Source organism: Streptomyces sp. S063 (assembly GCF_002832675.1).
Lineage (GTDB): Bacteria > Actinomycetota > Actinomycetes > Streptomycetales > Streptomycetaceae > Streptomyces > Streptomyces sindenensis.
In genome coordinates this window covers 2,055,879-2,071,268 of record NZ_CP021707.1, presented here as the reverse complement: position 1 = coordinate 2,071,268, position 15,390 = coordinate 2,055,879, and the positions used below count along the sequence as shown (strand labels likewise).

The 15,390-nt window shown below is 70.1% G+C and carries 20 protein-coding genes and 2 pseudogenes; 11 read left to right on the top strand and 11 right to left on the bottom strand.

Annotation, left to right across the window (positions count from 1 at the left end; all coding sequences use genetic code 11):
• Positions 1-9: 9 nt before the first annotated feature.
• Together recO and CCZ36_RS09460 are read left to right on the top strand one after the other, a co-directional pair.
• The gene (gene recO, locus CCZ36_RS09465) at positions 10-756 is read left to right on the top strand and encodes a DNA repair protein RecO (RefSeq protein ID WP_069736563.1); all 747 of its coding nucleotides are present in this window, start codon (positions 10-12) and stop codon (positions 754-756) included.
• 61 nt (positions 757-817) lie between these two features.
• Entirely contained in the window at positions 818-1,633 is an 816-nt protein-coding gene (locus CCZ36_RS09460; RefSeq protein ID WP_069736564.1) for an isoprenyl transferase, read from the top strand.
• A 76-nt stretch (positions 1,634-1,709) separates the two neighbouring features.
• Here CCZ36_RS09460 and CCZ36_RS09455 read toward each other — a convergent pair whose 3' ends face one another.
• From CCZ36_RS09455 to CCZ36_RS09440, 4 genes are all read right to left on the bottom strand, one after another.
• Positions 1,710-2,144: a Fur family transcriptional regulator gene (locus CCZ36_RS09455; RefSeq protein WP_030077956.1), complete on the bottom strand. Its 435-nt coding sequence runs from the start codon at positions 2,142-2,144 to the stop codon at positions 1,710-1,712.
• 65 nt (positions 2,145-2,209) lie between these two features.
• Complete coding sequence (locus CCZ36_RS09450) at positions 2,210-3,109, bottom strand: metal ABC transporter permease (RefSeq protein WP_069736565.1); 900 nt, start codon at positions 3,107-3,109, stop codon at positions 2,210-2,212.
• Complete coding sequence (locus CCZ36_RS09445; protein WP_069736566.1) at positions 3,109-3,915, bottom strand: metal ABC transporter ATP-binding protein; 807 nt, start codon at positions 3,913-3,915, stop codon at positions 3,109-3,111. The genes CCZ36_RS09450 and CCZ36_RS09445 overlap by 1 nt, the downstream gene beginning before the upstream one ends.
• A gap of 48 nt (positions 3,916-3,963) precedes the next feature.
• Positions 3,964-5,001 (bottom strand): metal ABC transporter substrate-binding protein, encoded by a 1,038-nt coding sequence (locus CCZ36_RS09440; protein WP_069736567.1) that lies wholly within the window; start codon positions 4,999-5,001, stop codon positions 3,964-3,966.
• Positions 5,002-5,177: 176 nt separating this feature from the next.
• Between CCZ36_RS09440 and CCZ36_RS09435 the strand changes: the two genes are divergently transcribed.
• The 3 genes from CCZ36_RS09435 (at position 5,178) to CCZ36_RS09425 (ending at position 7,309) form a co-directional block, all read left to right on the top strand.
• Positions 5,178-6,560, top strand: a complete 1,383-nt coding sequence (locus tag CCZ36_RS09435) for a glycine--tRNA ligase (RefSeq protein ID WP_030708214.1) — start codon at positions 5,178-5,180, stop codon at positions 6,558-6,560.
• 104 nt (positions 6,561-6,664) lie between these two features.
• Positions 6,665-6,868, top strand: coding sequence for a hypothetical protein (locus CCZ36_RS09430; protein ID WP_069736568.1), 204 nt, complete (start codon positions 6,665-6,667; stop codon positions 6,866-6,868).
• Between the two features lie 213 nt (positions 6,869-7,081).
• A complete protein-coding gene (locus CCZ36_RS09425; RefSeq protein WP_069736569.1) occupies positions 7,082-7,309 on the top strand; it encodes a DUF6243 family protein in 228 nt (75 codons plus the stop codon).
• Positions 7,310-7,440: 131 nt separating this feature from the next.
• On the opposite strand, the pseudogene CCZ36_RS35635 reads toward CCZ36_RS09425, so the two are convergent.
• Both CCZ36_RS35635 and CCZ36_RS09415 read right to left on the bottom strand, forming a co-directional pair.
• Positions 7,441-7,555 (bottom strand): annotated as a pseudogene (locus CCZ36_RS35635) (alpha/beta hydrolase); the annotation flags it as partial.
• 77 nt (positions 7,556-7,632) lie between these two features.
• Entirely contained in the window at positions 7,633-8,514 is an 882-nt protein-coding gene (locus tag CCZ36_RS09415; RefSeq protein WP_128817450.1) for a sigma-70 family RNA polymerase sigma factor, read from the bottom strand.
• Positions 8,515-8,645: 131 nt separating this feature from the next.
• Here CCZ36_RS09415 and CCZ36_RS09410 point away from each other — a divergent pair, with 131 nt between their 5' ends.
• Positions 8,646-8,999: a DoxX family protein gene (locus tag CCZ36_RS09410; protein WP_128817449.1), complete on the top strand. Its 354-nt coding sequence runs from the start codon at positions 8,646-8,648 to the stop codon at positions 8,997-8,999.
• Positions 9,000-9,111: 112 nt separating this feature from the next.
• On the opposite strand, the gene CCZ36_RS09405 is transcribed toward CCZ36_RS09410, so the two are convergent.
• From CCZ36_RS09405 to CCZ36_RS09385, 5 genes and pseudogenes are all read right to left on the bottom strand, one after another.
• Entirely contained in the window at positions 9,112-10,350 is a 1,239-nt protein-coding gene (locus CCZ36_RS09405) for an alpha/beta fold hydrolase (protein ID WP_128817448.1), read from the bottom strand.
• 150 nt (positions 10,351-10,500) lie between these two features.
• Positions 10,501-10,901: pseudogene (locus tag CCZ36_RS35630) on the bottom strand (hypothetical protein).
• A 10-nt stretch (positions 10,902-10,911) separates the two neighbouring features.
• Complete coding sequence (locus CCZ36_RS09395) at positions 10,912-11,313, bottom strand: hypothetical protein (RefSeq protein WP_069736650.1); 402 nt, start codon at positions 11,311-11,313, stop codon at positions 10,912-10,914.
• Between the two features lie 29 nt (positions 11,314-11,342).
• Positions 11,343-11,726 carry a hypothetical protein gene (locus tag CCZ36_RS09390; protein ID WP_069742334.1) on the bottom strand — a complete coding sequence of 128 codons (384 nt, stop codon included), beginning with the start codon at positions 11,724-11,726 and terminating at the stop codon, positions 11,343-11,345.
• Between the two features lie 41 nt (positions 11,727-11,767).
• Positions 11,768-12,028, bottom strand: a complete 261-nt coding sequence (locus CCZ36_RS09385; RefSeq protein ID WP_128817447.1) for a hypothetical protein — start codon at positions 12,026-12,028, stop codon at positions 11,768-11,770.
• A 106-nt stretch (positions 12,029-12,134) separates the two neighbouring features.
• Here CCZ36_RS09385 and CCZ36_RS09380 point away from each other — a divergent pair, with 106 nt between their 5' ends.
• From CCZ36_RS09380 to CCZ36_RS09360, 5 genes are all read left to right on the top strand, one after another.
• A complete protein-coding gene (locus CCZ36_RS09380) occupies positions 12,135-12,962 on the top strand; it encodes a helix-turn-helix domain-containing protein (RefSeq protein ID WP_069736575.1) in 828 nt (275 codons plus the stop codon).
• Complete coding sequence (locus CCZ36_RS09375) at positions 12,959-13,168, top strand: DUF397 domain-containing protein (protein ID WP_069742336.1); 210 nt, start codon at positions 12,959-12,961, stop codon at positions 13,166-13,168. The genes CCZ36_RS09380 and CCZ36_RS09375 overlap by 4 nt, the downstream gene beginning before the upstream one ends.
• An 89-nt stretch (positions 13,169-13,257) precedes the next feature.
• On the top strand, positions 13,258-13,533 hold the full coding sequence (locus CCZ36_RS09370) for a hypothetical protein (protein ID WP_128817446.1): 276 nt from the start codon (positions 13,258-13,260) through the stop codon (positions 13,531-13,533).
• A 493-nt stretch (positions 13,534-14,026) separates the two neighbouring features.
• Entirely contained in the window at positions 14,027-14,230 is a 204-nt protein-coding gene (locus CCZ36_RS09365; RefSeq protein WP_128817445.1) for a hypothetical protein, read from the top strand.
• A 188-nt stretch (positions 14,231-14,418) separates the two neighbouring features.
• A complete protein-coding gene (locus CCZ36_RS09360) occupies positions 14,419-15,387 on the top strand; it encodes a hypothetical protein (protein ID WP_128817444.1) in 969 nt (322 codons plus the stop codon).
• Positions 15,388-15,390: the final 3 nt, after the last annotated feature.

Genomic DNA, 15,390 nt, shown 5'->3' with positions numbered 1-15,390 from the left:
AATGGGACCATGAGCTTGTTCCGGGACGACGGCATCGTGCTGCGTACGCAGAAACTGGGCGAGGCCGACCGGATCATCACGATCCTGACCCGCGGCCACGGCCGGGTCCGCGCCGTCGCCCGCGGGGTGCGCCGCACCAAGTCCAAGTTCGGCGCCCGCCTGGAGCCCTTCTCCCACGTCGACGTGCAGTTCTTCGCGCGCGGCAGCGAGCTCGTCGGCCGCGGGCTGCCGCTCTGCACCCAGAGCGAGACGATCGCCCCGTACGGCGGCGGGATCGTCGCCGACTACGCCCGCTACACCGCGGGCACGGCGATGCTGGAGACCGCCGAGCGGTTCACCGACCACGAGGGCGAACCGGCCGTCCAGCAGTATCTGCTGCTCGTCGGCGGCCTGCGCACCCTCGCCCGGGGCGAGCACGCCCCCCATCTGATCCTGGACGCGTTCCTGCTGCGCTCGCTCGCCGTCAATGGGTACGCCCCCAGCTTCCAGGACTGCGCCAAGTGCGGAATGCCCGGCCCGAACCGGTTCTTCTCCGTCGCGGCGGGGGGCGTCATATGCGGTGACTGCCGGGTCCCCGGCAGCGTCGTACCCTCGGCACAGGCCATCGAACTGCTGAGCGCGCTGCTCAGCGGCGACTGGGCGACGGCGGACGCGTGCGAGGCGCGTCATGTCAGGGAGGGGAGCGGGCTGGTGTCCGCCTATCTGCACTGGCATCTGGAGCGCGGCCTGCGCTCGCTGCGGTACGTCGAGAAGTGACGCGGTACGCCGAGAAGTAACGCGGTACGTAGAGAAGTGACACAGGGAGACTGAGAAGCTCATGGCAGTACGCGGGATCCTCGGCGGCCGTAACCGGCGCACGTACAAGACCCCCGAGCCGCACCCCTCGGGCGCGACGCCGCCGAAGATCCCCGGCGAGCTGGTGCCCCAGCACGTCGCCGTCGTGATGGACGGCAACGGCCGCTGGGCGAAGGAGCGGGGGCTGCCCCGCACCGAGGGCCACAAGGTCGGTGAGGGCGTCGTCATGGACGTGCTCAAGGGCTGCATCGAGATGGGCGTGAAGAACCTCTCGCTCTACGCCTTCTCCACGGAGAACTGGAAGCGGTCCCCGGAGGAGGTGAAGTTCCTGATGAACTTCAACCGGGACGTGATCCGCCGCCGCCGCGACGAGATGGACGAGCTCGGCATCCGCATCCGCTGGGTGGGCCGCATGCCCAAGCTGTGGAAGTCCGTCGTCCAGGAGCTTCAGGTCGCCCAGGAGCAGACCAAGAACAACGACGCGATGACGCTGTACTTCTGCGTGAACTACGGCGGCCGCGCCGAGATCGCGGACGCCGCGCAGCGCATCGCCCAGGACGTGGCGGCCGGCAAGCTGGACCCGTCGAAGGTCAACGAGAAGACCTTCCAGAAGTACATCTACTACCCGGACATGCCGGACGTGGACCTTTTCGTGCGCCCCAGCGGCGAGCAGCGCACCTCGAACTACCTGATCTGGCAGAGCGCCTACGCCGAGATGGTTTTCCAGGATGTCCTGTGGCCGGATTTCGACCGCCGGGACCTGTGGCGGGCCTGCCTGGAGTACGCCCAGCGCGACCGCCGCTTCGGCGGGGCGCAGGAGGCGGAAGCCGCCAAGTGACCACGGAGAAGTGAGCACGGAGAAGGGGCGGGCCCGGTGCGTGGTGCACCGGGCCCGCCCCTCTTCCGTATGTCCGCTAAGCCTTCTTCCCGGCGCACTCCGCGCAGGTGCCGAAGATCTCGACGGTGTGCGCGACGTTCACATAGCCGTGCTGGGCGGCGATCATCTCGGCCCACTGCTCGACGGCCGGGCCCTCGACCTCCACGGCCTTGCCGCAGAGCCGGCAGACCAGGTGGTGGTGATGGTCGCCGGTCGAGCACCGGCGGTAGACGGCCTCGCCCTCGGTGGTGCGCAGGACGTCGACCTCACCGGCGTCGGCGAGGGACTGCAGGGTCCGGTAGACCGTCGTGAGGCCCACGGAGTCGCCGCGGTGTTTGAGGACGTCGTGCAGCTCCTGGGCGCTGCGGAACTCGTCGACCTCGTCGAGCGCCGCCGCCACCGCCGCCCGCTGCCGGGTGGACCGGCCGCGTACCGGCGCTGCGTTCGTGCCACTGATCGGCGCCGTGGCCACAGGTGCCTCCTCGTGTCGCCCGTACATGTGTCGGGCCATTGTGCCAGCCCGACCGGGCGTCGTACTCAAACGCGCACGTCGTCCGCCCCGCGCCGGGCGGGTGGTACTTCCAGGGTGCACTCGGCGCCCTTCGTCTCGCTCGCCCGGGCCCGCCGTCGCGCGAGGGGAGCGGCGAGCGCGGTCAGCGCGACGAACGCCGCGATGGCCAGCAGCACGATCGTCGCGCCGGGCGGGACGTCCTGGTAGTACGAGGTCACGGTGCCGGTGAGGGTGACGGCCGTGCCGATCACCACGGAGAGCACGAACGTGACCTTGAAGGACTTGGTGATCTGCTGGGCGGCCGCCACCGGCACCACCATCAGCGCGCTGACCAGCAGCAGCCCGACGACCCGCATCGCGACGGTCACGGTCACCGCGGCCGTGACCGCGACCAGCAGGTTCAGCACCCGCACCGGAAGTCCGCAGACCCGGGCGAACTCCTCGTCCTGGCTGACCGCGAACAGCTGCCGCCGCAGCCCCACGGTGACCAGCACCACGAAGGCGGCCAGTACGGAGATGGCGATGACGTCGGAATCGGAGACGGTGGAGAGCGAGCCGAAGAGGTACGAGGTCAGATTGGCGTTGGACCCGGTGTCGGACAGGTTGATCAGCATGACGCCGCCCGCCATGCCCCCGTAGAAGAGCATCGCGAGGGCGAGATCGCCGCGCGTGTGTCCGTACCAGCGGATCAGCTCCATGGTGACCGCGCCGGCCACGGCGACGGCGGTGGCCATCCACACGGGGCTGGTGGAGAGCAGGAAGCCGAGGCCGACGCCGGTCATCGCGATGTGCCCGATGCCGTCGCCCATCAGGGCCTGCCGCCGCTGCACCAGGTAGATGCCGATGGCGGGCGCGGTGATGCCGACCAGCACGGCCGCGATGAGCGCCCGCTGCATGAAGGGAGGGTTGAGGAATTCGAAGAGCATCAGGTCAGCAGTCCCGTCCGGACGGGCTCGGCGGCCGCGTGGGGGTGTACGTGGTCGTGGCCGGGCAGGGCGTGCTGGCCGAGTGCCTCGGGCGGCGGCCCGTCGTGCGTCACACAGCCGTCGCGCAGGACGACGGCCCGGTCGATCAGCGGCTCCAGCGGGCCCAGCTCGTGCAGTACGAGCAGCACGGAGGCGCCGACCGCCACCTGCTCGCGCAGGGTCGAGGCCAGGATCTCCTGGCTGGCCAGGTCCACCCCCGCCATCGGCTCGTCCATGATCAGCAGCTCCGGCTCGGAGGCCAGGGCCCGGGCGATCAGCACGCGCTGGTGCTGGCCTCCCGACAGCGCGCTCACGGAGTCCTTCGCACGGTCGGCCAGGCCCACCAGCGCGATGGCCCGGTCCACGGCCGCCCGGTCCGCCTTCCCGGGCCACCGCAGTCCCGTACGGGACAGCCGGCCGGAGGCGACGACCTCGCGGATCGTGGCGGGCACACCGCCCGCGGCCGTGGTGCGCTGCGGGACGTACCCGATCCGGCCCCAGCGGCGGAAGCGGCGCAGCTCGGTGCCGAACAGCTCGACGCTGCCGCCGGTCAGCGGGACCTGCCCGATGACCGACCGTACGGCGGTGGACTTGCCGGAACCGTTGGCGCCGAGCAGCGCGACGACCTCGCCGCGGTGCACGGTCAGGTCGACCCCGCGCAGCACGGGGCGCGCGCCGAGGGTGGCCGTGGCGCCGCGCAGGGCTATGACGGCCTCCTGGGCGGGCCGGGGGGCGGCCTCGCGGGGGGTGCTCTCACGCTCCGGCATGAGCGCCTCCGATCCGATGGCTGTACGGGGTGGTGCGGGTGGTGCGGGTCACTTGGTGCCGAGGGCCTTCTGCAGCGCGGCGAGGTTGGACTCCATGACCTCGATGTAGTCAGCGCCCCGGGACTTCTCCGTGATTCCCTCCAGCGGGTCCAGAACGCCGGTCTTCAGCCCGGTGTCCTTCGCGAGGGTCTTCGCCGTCCTGTCACTCGCGAGCGTCTCGAAGAAGACGGTCGTGGCCTTCTCCTTCTCCGCGATGGTGTGGATCTCCTGGATCCGCGCCGGGCTCGGCTCGGCCTCGGGGTCGATGCCCGCGATGCCCTGCTGGGTGAGTCCGTAGCGCTCGGCGAGGTAGCCGAAGGCGGAGTGGGTGGTGATGAAGGTCTTGGTGGCGGGGTTCTTCAGCCCGGTCTCGAACGCCGTGTTCAGCTCGCCCAGCTCCGCGACGAGGGCGTCGGTGTTCTTCTTGTAGTCGGCGGCGTGGTCGGGGTCGGTCTTCTCCAGCGACTTACCGACCCCCTTGGCGACCTCGGCGTACTTCACCGGGTCCAGCCAGATGTGCGGGTCGGCGCCGCCCTCCTCGCCGTGGTTGTGGCCGTCGCCCTCGGAGTGCTCCTCGTGGGCTTCCTCGCCCTCGTGGCCGTGCTCGTCCTCGTGCCCGTGGCCCTCTTCGTCCTCGTGCCCGTGGTCGTGGCCGCTGACCTCGGAACCGTGGTTCTCCAGCGTGGTGAGCGTCGCGGCGTCGACGGTGTTCTTCACACCGGACTGCTTGATCGCGTCGTCCACGGCGGGCTGGATGCCCTTGAGGTACAGCACGTAGTCGGACTCGCTGATGGAGCCGATCTGGCGCGGGGTGAGCTCCAGGTCGTGCGGCTCGACGCCCGGCTTGGTGAGGCTGGTGACGGTGACGTGCTCGCCGCCGATCCGCTCGGCCAGGAACTGCATCGGGTAGAACGACGCGGTCACCTTCAGCTTGTCGCCGTTGCCCCCGTCCGCCGCGTCGGAGGTGGAGCAGGCCGAGAGAGCGGTCAGGCCGAGGACGACTGCTCCGGCGACGGCGGTGGTGGGTATCAGGCGACGTACGTTCATGACAGTCATTTTCAACAAAACTGGAAACGATTGTCAACAAGACGGATGAGATGCCCGGAAGATCACGAGCCGACGGCCCGGGGCCTCAATGGGCCCCTATCGATTTGATCCAGGGGGTGCACGCGCCGGTAACCTGAGTCATTCGCCGTTCGTCATCGTCGTATGAAGAGAGCACCGTGGCCGCCGACAAGATCGACACCATCGTCAGCCTGAGCAAGCGCCGTGGCTTCGTCTACCCCTGCAGTGAGATCTACGGTGGCCAGCGCGCCGCCTGGGACTACGGGCCGCTGGGCGTCGAGATGAAGGAGAACCTGAAGCGTCAGTGGTGGCGCTACATGGTCACCGCGCGCGAGGACGTGGTCGGGCTCGACTCGTCGGTCATCCTGGCGCCGGACGTCTGGGTCGCCTCGGGCCACGTCGCCACCTTCTCGGACCCGCTGACCGAGTGCACCTCCTGTCACAAGCGCTTCCGCGCCGACCACCTGGAGGAGGCGTACGAGGAGAAGCACGGCAAGCCGCCGGTCAACGGTCTCGCCGACCTCAACTGCCCCAACTGCGGCAACAAGGGCACCTTCACCGAGCCCAAGCAGTTCTCGGGCCTGCTCTCCACCCACCTCGGCCCGACCCAGGACTCCGGCTCGGTCGCCTACCTGCGCCCCGAGACCGCCCAGGGCATCTTCACCAACTTCGGCCAGGTGCTCCAGACTTCGCGCAAGAAGCCGCCGTTCGGCATCGCGCAGATGGGCAAGTCCTTCCGGAACGAGATCACTCCGGGCAACTTCATCTTCCGGACCCGTGAGTTCGAGCAGATGGAGATGGAGTTCTTCGTCAAGCCGGGCGAGGACGAGGAGTGGCAGCAGTACTGGATGGACCAGCGCTGGAACTGGTACACGGACCTCGGCATGCGCGAGGAGAACATGCGCTGGTACGAGCACCCGAAGGAGAAGCTCTCCCACTACTCCAAGCGCACCGCCGACATCGAGTACCGCTTCCGCTTCGGCGGCAGCGAGTGGGGCGAGCTGGAGGGGGTGGCCAACCGCACCGACTACGACCTCAAGGCGCACTCCGAGGCCTCCGGCACCGACCTGCGCTACCACGACCAGGAGGCCCAGGAGCGCTGGACGCCGTACGTCATCGAGCCCGCGGCCGGTGTCGGCCGCGCGATGCTGGCGTTCCTCCTCGACGCCTACGTCGAGGACGAGGCCCCCAACGCCAAGGGCGTCATGGAGAAGCGCACCGTGATGCGCCTCGACCCCCGCCTGGCCCCGGTCAAGGTCGCCGTCCTGCCGCTGTCCCGCAACGCGCAGCTCTCGCCGAAGGCCAAGGGCCTGGCGGCCGACCTGCGCAAGAACTGGAACATCGAGTTCGACGACGCCGGCGCCATCGGCCGCCGCTACCGCCGCCAGGACGAGATCGGCACCCCGTTCTGCGTCACCGTCGACTTCGACACCCTCGACGACAACGCCGTGACCGTGCGCGAGCGCGACACCATGAAGCAGGAGCGCGTCTCGCTGGACCAGATCCAGGCGTACCTGGGCGCGCGTCTGCTCGGCTGCTGACACACACCCGCCCGAGTGCGTGAGGCCCCCGGTTCCGGGTACGGAACCGGGGGCTTCGTCGTACGGTCCACCGGAGCCCCCGCCACCGTTCCGGGAGGTACGCGATGCCGTCGATCACCACCAGCAAGGTCAGCAGATGGGACCAGCACGGCCGTGAACACGTCGTGCAGGTACGGAAGTCGGGCATGACGCGCCGGCTGACCTGCACCACCTGCGCCTGGCGGCGCTCGGCGCAGTTCCTGCCCTGGCTCAAGGCCGAGGAGCACCTGGCCCAGGCCCACCAGGCGACGGTCGACCCGACGGCCTGAGCCCTCCCCGGGCCGCCCGAGACCCCCGGGCGGCCGGAAAACGTGGTGCGGGGCGCTCGGGGAGCGGGGTACGGTTTCCGCATGTCTTCGTTCTTCCAGATCTACGAGTGAGAGCGCGGCGGGTGAGCACACCCCGCCGCAGCCCGGGGCCCGGCGCGACGGGCCCCGATCACCTTCACCTGACTCACTTCACCTTCCGTAGGGGAGAACACCATGGCCAAGAGCCGTAACAACCTTCTCGGCGTCGGCGGACAGCGCAAGAAGCTGTCCCGCGCCGACCAGCAGGGCGCGGGCTCCGCGCGCGTCGCCGACCGCAAGGCGGCCGAGGACAAGAAGCAGGAGCTGGTCCGCAAGATGCGCGAGCGCGCCGAGACCCAGGCGGCCACCACCGCCGAGCCGAGCGGCGAGCAGGACGCGTCGCCGTCTCCCGCGCAGAGCTGACGCCTGAGCGGTAGCGCCTTGCAGGACCCGTACATGCCGTACGGCTGTGGGCCCGGATCATCCGTGATCCGGGCCCGCACCCATGTGTCTCAGGGTTTCGGGGAAGCGGCCCCGGACGCCGCCCGGTGCGTTTACGGAGGCCGGGCGAAGAACAGGGCGCCCGCGTCGCGTTCGAACTGTGGGGCACCGGTGTGTCCGCCTAGATTGGCGTGCAGCGTCTTCTCAGGAACCGAAGGCGTCGAACACACTGCCCGACGGCCCGAGGAAGGCGGTCGGCCTGCGGGGCCAACCGTCCCCCTCCGGGCCGTGGGGCCGCAAGCAGGTCAGAGGGCCGTCAGCGGCTCCAGGGCCTCGAAACGGTCGTCGGCCCGGGTCAGCCGCAGCGTGATGCGGGTGACCCGCCCCCCTGCCGTGCTGATCCCGATCGTCGCGAACGGGTGCCCGCCCGGGGCGATGACGTACATCGGCCGGCCGTTGACAGCGAGCCGGGAGGCGGCCCGGATGCGGTCGCGGAAGTGCGTGGTCTCGGCGGCGACGTCGGCCGCGCCGATCACGGCGGTGCGGCTGCCGTGCGGGAGGAGGGCCGCCTCTGCGTCACGGATGCTGTCCGGTGCGAGCAACTGGATCATCCTGCGGGTGTCTCCGGTCCGGGCCGCCGTCATGAAGGCCTCCACGATCCGCTGATCCGCCCGGTCGTACTCCTCCCCCTCCTCCTCCGCGCCCGGCCGCGTGGGGGCCAGGCGCCGACGAGCCCTGCTGGCGTGCTTCTTGGCACTGGCGACGGTCCCGCCCAGCACCTCCGCGATCTGGTCGAACGGTGTGGAGAACAGATCGTGCAGGACGTAGGCGACCCGCTGGGGCGGGGTCAGCCGGCCCAGCAGGACCATGAGGGCCCGGGAGACGTCCTCGGTACGCAGGAGGGCTTCGTCGGCGGCCAGCTCGGCGGCCGGAACGGCGTCCGCGAACAACGGTGCTTCGTGGCGACGGCGCCGGGCACGCAGTTCGTCCAGGCAGACCCGGGCGGTGACGGTGGTGAGCCAGGACGTCGGATTCTCGATCGGCGACAGTGTGGGCCGCGCGGCGGTGGCCCGCAGCCACGCGGTCTGGACGGCGTCCTGGGCGTCGTGGGACGAGCCCAGCATGCGGTGGGCGACGGACAGGAGACGCGGTCGTGCGTTCTCGAACTCTTGGACCGTGATCGGCATGGGTGTCACCTTCCGGGACCGGCGGACGTCAGGACGGTCGGTTGAACCTCTTCCTGTCCGCCTTCCTGCCGCGCCTTTCCGCGTGGCTCCCGAGGAGATGAGAATGCCATGAACCGACTGACGGTGAAGACATGACTCCCGTACTGCTGATCGCCACGATGGCCTGTGTCGTCGCGAACCTGTTTGTCGCGCTCGCGGACTACGCGCGGGCGTCCTTCGTGCTGGCCAACTCCGCAGAGGTTCGCCTGCCGCCGACCGCGTTGCCGTATCTGGCAACCCTCAAACTGGCGGGCGCCGCCGGCCTGGTCGCCGGCCTTGCCGGTCTCCACCGGCTGGGCCTGGCGGCAGGCATCGGCTTGATCGCGTTCTTCGTCGGCGCGGTCCTGGCCCACGTCCGTGCGCGCGTCTTCCACAACATCGCTTTCCCGGGTGGCTACTTGCTGCTCGCGGTCGCCAGTACGGGCTTTTTCGTGGGCGAACTATGACCGCCGCCTTCGGGGCGAAGGGCGGCAGGGCAGGGTGGTGAGCCTGGTCTGTGCCCTACGAGTGGGAGCAACGGAAACGGACACGAGGGCATTCGTCGGCATGCGCGCCGCGTCAGCCCAACTGCCGGAACCAGCGCAGCACTTCCACCGCGCCCCGCACGTTCGACCCCAGATGCCGCGACCCTCCGTGGTCGACCGCACCCAGGTCCACCACCTTCGCCTCAACTCCTTTGCGCAGCAACGAATCCACGCAATGCGCCGTATTGGCGGTGGTCGCCTGCTCGTCGCCGCCCGCCATGTACAGCCGGACCGGCACCCGGGGCGCCCAGTCGCGGCACACGCTGTCCGTCTCCCGCAGCGCGTCCACGAGGCCGCCCCGGGGGTGGGCCAGTAGGTCCAGGCCGTACGGTGTGAGCAGGGCGTCCAGAGAGTCGGGTGTGCCCTCGAAGAGCTGACGTCCGGTGTGCTCGCCGTCGAAGAGCACCTCGACGGCGGGGTTCTGGAAGACCTGGTCCGGGCTGTCGTACACGCGATGCACGCGGTTGAAGGCGACCAGCGTGTACGCCGCGTAGATCACGCTCGACTTCCGGTCCAGCTCTCCCGCGAGCAGCGCCGGAAGCTCCGCGCCGCCGAAGTCGTACGCGCCGCTGATGGGCGCGAGCGCGCCGAGCCGGAAGTACCGGTCCTCGCCCGCCTGCAGGGCCCGGCCGAGTCCGAGGGCGGCGGAGGCCCCTTGCGAGAAGCCGGTGACCAGGACCTTCCGGTCGAGGGAGCGGAAGGCACGGGCTGCCCGGAGCAGGTCCAGCGAGGCGGTCGCCTCGGACGGGACGTGCATCCAGGGGTGCGCGCCGGGCCCGGTGCCCATGCCGAGATAGTCGGGCGCCACGGCGGCGAACCCGGCCGAGGCGTACGTGACGGGCGGCCCGGTCAGGAACGTGCCGCGCTGCATCGAGGGCGCGTCGCTGCGATGACTGCCGGTGCCGTGCGCGAACGACACAGCGCGCAGCCGCCCTCCCTTCCCACGCGGCAGGGCCAGCAGACCGCTGGCCGTGGTCGGACGCCCCTGCGGATCGACCGTCCGGTAGGTGAGGCGGTACGCGTCCACCCCGTGCCGCGTCTGCGAGCCGTCGAATCCCGCCTCCGTCAGCTCGGCGGCGACGGCTTCGCGGGTCTTCAGGGTGTAGAGAAGTTCGGCGTGGAGCAAGGCACCGCGGCCGCTCTGGTGCTGAGGGTGCGCGACGGAGGGGCGGGCCGGTGCTGCCGCGACCGCGCCCGTGGCCCCGGCCGCGGAGCCGATGAGCATGACGGCGCAGGCCACTGCGGTGGTGAGGCGTCTGCGGTGGACGGGCATGAGGGTCTCCTCAAGTCGGCTGAGCGGCTGACGAGTCGACTCTCCTCCCCGTGATCGTCAGGTGCACTGGTGCAGGCCCCCGGAGTGGGCCGGGGGGCCACCCGCCGCTCCGGGTGCCGTGGCGTTCGGCCGGTGTGGCGAAACACGCCGTCAGCCCCCGCCGCCTTCCCTGGGCCCGGGGAACAGATGCGGGTGCCGCTCCGCGAGGAATCGCGTGATCGCTTCGTCGGTGGGGTCGGTGATCTCCCAGCCGTGCTCGGACGGGTGCCCGTTGAAGAGTCCGCACGCGTCGTCCGTGTGACGGGCGTCGCGTGCGGGGCACCAGCGAAGTGACAGCAGCCGGGCAGGCTCCGTACCCCACCGGATCCAGACGGCGCTGCGCTTCCGGGCCGTCCGCCCTCGTCCCACAGCATCGCGGAGTGATCGCCGTCATGGTCCTCGCCCAGTTCACAGAGGACGTGCCCGATCTCCGGACGGTGGCGGCCGGGGACCGACAGGGCGAGGACGTGCTCGGGGGGCGGCAGTAACGCGACGCCGGTGCACTGCTTCACGATGACGGGGTCACCCTTCGGGAGAGTCGCCCGGGACGAGCCGCTCCGCGATCAGGTCGCCGAGCGGGTCGGTCACGTCCCAGGAGTGGGCTGCGGTGTGGTGGTCGAACAACGCACACCGCCGTACGACGCCGGAGTCGAGCCGGCGCAGCACGGCGGGACACCAGAGCGACGACTCGGCCCGGTGGGTGCGCTCGGGCCCCCTGCCGGTCCAGAAGAACCACAGGGCCGGTGCGTCGGGTGTTCGGCCCGGCCGGAGGTAGGCGGCGTGCTCGGTGCGCTCGTGGTCGTCGTGCTCGCCGAGTTCGCACAGGACGTACGGCTCGGGGTCCTCGGTGCTGTCCGCCCCGGGGGCGGACAGCCGCAGCACGGCATCGGGAGGGAGAAGGGTGACGGCGGTGCACTGAAGCACGGCGTTCACCTCCGGTTCGTGTCAGGGGACTACCGGTCGGCGGGGCGGCCACGCCATCCGGCGAGCGTCAGGCTCAGCCCGACGGCGGGATCGAGAACGGTGAACAACGCGGGGAACCCGGCCTCCAGGGCCCGTATCGCGTGGTCTTGGTGCGGCCCGTGGGTGGCCCAGCGGCGCAACTCTGCGGGCGCGCCCGAGCCGTGGAAGTGAACCGGCCGTACGTCGTCGCCGGAGGACAGCGGTACGGGCTCGGGTGCGAGGGGCAGCCCATGACCGTTGGCCAGGCGGAGGGCTTGCCGCCGGAGCCAGAGGAGGGCAAGCCGTCGGTTCCGTACGACGACCCCGCCGAGCGAGGCGAACCGCTGCCCGTCGGAGACGGTGACCTCGGCGGCATACTCCGTCACGCGCCTCATGCGGACGAGTTCGGCGAGGGGATGCGGGCGCGGGTGCGCATTCACAGGACCTCGCCCCGGCTGCGGGCGTTGAGGCGTGCCGTACGGGCGCGGAGCTGCTCTATGAGGAGCGCGGGACGTACGTGGCGGGGCTCGACCTCCCACTCCGCGCCGCCCCCGACGGGCCTCAGCGACCAGTAGGGGCCGGCGGCCCCTCGGAACTCGCCCACGCGGTCGGCGCGGCTGGTGTCGACCATGAGGGTTCCGGGGGCGGGGAGGGAAGGGAGTTCCTGGCTATTCGGGCGTAAGTTCTCGCCGTACATCGATCGCTCCTCTCCGTAGCCGTTCGGCTACCGGGGCGATTCAGCGTGACCTAGGGTCGGCCTGTCTTCAACCTGCGAGTTTTGCTCAGAGAGTTAGGGCTTCGACATGGTGAATCGCAAGCAGCTTGACCCCGAGGACCCGGATGCTTCCTTCGGCTTGCAGTTGAGGCAGGCCAGAGACGCGCGTGGCTGGACGCAGGATGAGTTAGCCGGACGCATGGGGTGCTCGGGGACGCACATTTCGGCTGTGGAAACTGGTCGGCGTTCTCCGACTCCACGCTTCGCGAGAAGTGTTGACAGGGCGCTGGGGACCGGCGAGAGGTTCAGCCGCATGGTCCAGGCGATGAAGGACCTCACCCTGCTGGAAGGCTTCCCGGAGTACGTGCGCTATGAGGGCCGGGCGGACGAGATCAGGCTGTACCAGGTCGGAATCATCCCTGGGCTGCTGCAGACGCCGGAGTACGCCCGGGTCCTGGCCGACAGCGCCGTACGGCGGGGTGCGATCACACCGGAGCAGGCCGACGAACGAGTGTCCTTCCTGGCGGAGCGCCAAGCCGCGTTGGTGCGACCCAAGCCGCCCATGCTCTTCGTGACCATGGACGAAAGCTGCATTCGGCGCCCGGTGGGAGGCTCCGCCGTCATGAACGCTCAGCTGGACCGGTTGATGGAGTTCGCCGAACTTCCCAACACCCTGCTTCAGGTGGCCCCGTACGAGATCGGTGAACAGCGGACGTTCGACCTGCCGGTCAACATTCTGACGCTGCCGGACCGGTCTGTGATCTGCTACGCCGAGTCGCAGACCCTGGGGCATCTTGACCGGGAAAGCTCGTTCGTCCTGCCCATACTGACGGCCTACCATCAACTTCAGGGCGCGTCGCTGTCGCAGACGGCGTCGGTGGCCAAGATCAGCCAGTTGCGAAAGGGCACCCTGTGACGACCGAATCCCCCCGATGGTTCACGTCTTCGTACAGCAACAACGGCGGCGACTGCGTCGAGGTCGCCGCCAACCTCGCCGCCCCGCGCGGCATCGTCCCGGTCCGTGACTCCAAGGTCACGGAGGGACCCGTGGTCGAGGTCCCCGTCACCGCGTTCTCGGCGTTCGTCGCGGGCGTGCGGGGCGGCTCGTTCGACACCGTCTGACGAGTAGAGCAATGGGGCGCCCCGCCGTGCCGCGCACGGTGGGGCACCCTGCTGTGCGCCCGGCGGTGTGCCTGGGGGTGGGCTCTCTCGTGTTGCGTGTCACGCGCAGGGGAAGCCTGGTCCCCGGCCCGCGAACGGACGAGGAGGGGTACCTCGCGGATGGGTTCGCCGGATCGCTGCTGGACCGTGTGTTCCGCACGTCGCCCAAGGCGGCTGCCGAGATCAACAAGGTGCGGCGCAGCAGGAGAAGGGGGGCGGCACCCGGCGGTGAAACGGCCCGGAGCCTGACCGCGGACCCGGTTGCGGAACTGCTGCTCGTGGCCGCCGCGGCCTGCGCGGTCGTCGCCGTCTTCGTGCGCGGGTGAGCATGCGCACGGGACCACCGACAGCCCTGGCGGGCCCGTGCATCAACCGAGCGGCCGGGGGCACGCGAAGGTGGACGACCGGAGGCCCGCGCCCGGTGCGAGGGCCGGGTCGAACCCGCCGCGCTCGCGTCGTGGGCGGACACCTGGAGCGCGCTGGGCGGGAGGCTTCGCCGCACGGGGAGGAAGGGGGAGACGGCGCATGAGGAGCGTGTTCACGAAGAAGAACGGGAAGGTTCTCTTGTACGTCGTCCTGTTCGCCCTCGCCGCGTGGCGCGGCTACGCACTGGCCGACTGATGCCGGACCCGTGGGAGGCTTGACCTTTACGGCAGAGTTGATGTCGCCCTCGTCGTCGTGGTCTCGGCACTTTTCGTGTCTTTCGCGCTGGCTCTCGTCCACCGGACTCCGTCGACATGCTTCCTTGTGGCCGTACTCCTCCTGCTGACCGCTGTCCTCACTGGTGCGAAAGCCGCTCCCGACAGGCGGATGTCCCACGTGTTCAGCATCAGGAGCAAGTGGGACGAGCGGTTCGTGCTCGCGGTCATCCTGATCGACGCCGTACTGACCGGCGTACTCCTCGTCCAGGGGAGACGCGGGCTTGCCCTCGTCATGGCGGGGGCGGCAGTCGTCGCGGGGGTGAGACTCCGGGCCGCCAGGAAGAGGCGTGGGGCCCGCGGTGCCCCCCCTGATCCTCGTTGACACCGGTTTTCCCTCGTCCAGGCACCCGCTACGCGCCGGCTCCTTGCAGGGAAAGGCGGTCGGGCACGGACCACGACTCCGAGGGCACTCGCGCTACCCGCGGTCTGCCCCCCTGTCCCTTCCACCGGACTGACATTTCGCTGCACGCTGTGGTCCGAGGTGTAGTCCACGACCAGGGATGAGTGCCCGTGCGCGCACACAGCAGCGAGAAGGAAGAGGCCGAGCAGCGGCGCCCGCAGGGGCGGTCGGCGGGTTTCGAGGGCACCGAGACCTTCGCAGGACCGCACCACCACCTCCCACGGGCGGCGGGCAACACGGCCGTCGCGCGCGCCATCGCCCGGGAGCGGCAGGAGGCGCACGGAGAGCCCCAGCACGAGGCCGCGCCCACGGCCGGTACGGGCTCCGGAGCCGTGCACATCCAGCGGACCGCGGACGAGGAACTGCGCGAGGCGAAGACGCCCGAGCAGATCGTCGCCGCGCTCAAGAAGTCGGGGCACTCGGAGGACGACGCCTGGGAACTCATGCAGTACATGACGTCCCAGCAGTTCCCGGCCGGCGAGGGACAGGCCGACTTCGACATGCTCGGGAGCATCAAGGACGCCTCCGAGCAACTGCAGAAGGTCAAGGCCGTGCGCCGGAAGATGGCGGCGCCGCTGATGGCCAAGCGGTGGACGATCCGCCACTACACCGGCAGCGACCCGCATACGCCCCCGGGTTTCCAGGAGATCGCGTCGACCTACGACAACGCGGCCGCGGGCAGGGCGAGCGAGCACACCAACGTCGCGGACTGGCGCTCTCTCGGCAACATCAAGTTCACCTTCTACCTGGTGGCTGTGGACGGTCAGGTTCCCCCGCGCAATTGGCTCAACAACACGCACTGGTACGCCGAGTGGGACCTCGACCGGATCCCGGAGTGCTGGGTCTCCCCGGACCTGCTGGAGAGGATGAACAAGCCGATGGACGCGGACGGGGCGCGGGCGGCGATGCAGGGGGCCAAGGCGTTCCGCGGCACCGGGGCACAGCTCAAAGAACTGCTGGCGATCAGTGCCTTCGGCGCCGGAAACGACCCGGCTTCCGCTCTGGACACGGCCATCGGCGGCGCGTTCGAGCTCAAGGTCCCCGATGGTCTGCCGGTTGCCGAGTGGCACAAGAAGTAGGCC

What these genes read in the sequence shown, in the direction of transcription:
- recO (WP_069736563.1), top strand. Translation starts at nt 10, where the DNA reads ATGAGCTTGTTCCGGGACGACGGCATCGTGCTGCGTACGCAGAAACTG.
- CCZ36_RS09460 (WP_069736564.1), top strand. Translation starts at nt 818, where the DNA reads ATGGCAGTACGCGGGATCCTCGGCGGCCGTAACCGGCGCACGTACAAG.
- CCZ36_RS09450 (WP_069736565.1), bottom strand. Translation starts at nt 3,109, where the DNA reads ATGCTCTTCGAATTCCTCAACCCTCCCTTCATGCAGCGGGCGCTCATC.
- CCZ36_RS09445 (WP_069736566.1), bottom strand. Translation starts at nt 3,915, where the DNA reads ATGCCGGAGCGTGAGAGCACCCCCCGCGAGGCCGCCCCCCGGCCCGCC.
- CCZ36_RS09440 (WP_069736567.1), bottom strand. Translation starts at nt 5,001, where the DNA reads ATGAACGTACGTCGCCTGATACCCACCACCGCCGTCGCCGGAGCAGTC.
- CCZ36_RS09430 (WP_069736568.1), top strand. Translation starts at nt 6,665, where the DNA reads ATGCCGTCGATCACCACCAGCAAGGTCAGCAGATGGGACCAGCACGGC.
- CCZ36_RS09425 (WP_069736569.1), top strand. Translation starts at nt 7,082, where the DNA reads ATGGCCAAGAGCCGTAACAACCTTCTCGGCGTCGGCGGACAGCGCAAG.
- CCZ36_RS09415 (WP_128817450.1), bottom strand. Translation starts at nt 8,514, where the DNA reads ATGCCGATCACGGTCCAAGAGTTCGAGAACGCACGACCGCGTCTCCTG.
- CCZ36_RS09410 (WP_128817449.1), top strand. Translation starts at nt 8,646, where the DNA reads ATGACTCCCGTACTGCTGATCGCCACGATGGCCTGTGTCGTCGCGAAC.
- CCZ36_RS09405 (WP_128817448.1), bottom strand. Translation starts at nt 10,350, where the DNA reads ATGCCCGTCCACCGCAGACGCCTCACCACCGCAGTGGCCTGCGCCGTC.
- CCZ36_RS09390 (WP_069742334.1), bottom strand. Translation starts at nt 11,726, where the DNA reads ATGAGGCGCGTGACGGAGTATGCCGCCGAGGTCACCGTCTCCGACGGG.
- CCZ36_RS09385 (WP_128817447.1), bottom strand. Translation starts at nt 12,028, where the DNA reads ATGTACGGCGAGAACTTACGCCCGAATAGCCAGGAACTCCCTTCCCTC.
- CCZ36_RS09380 (WP_069736575.1), top strand. Translation starts at nt 12,135, where the DNA reads ATGGTGAATCGCAAGCAGCTTGACCCCGAGGACCCGGATGCTTCCTTC.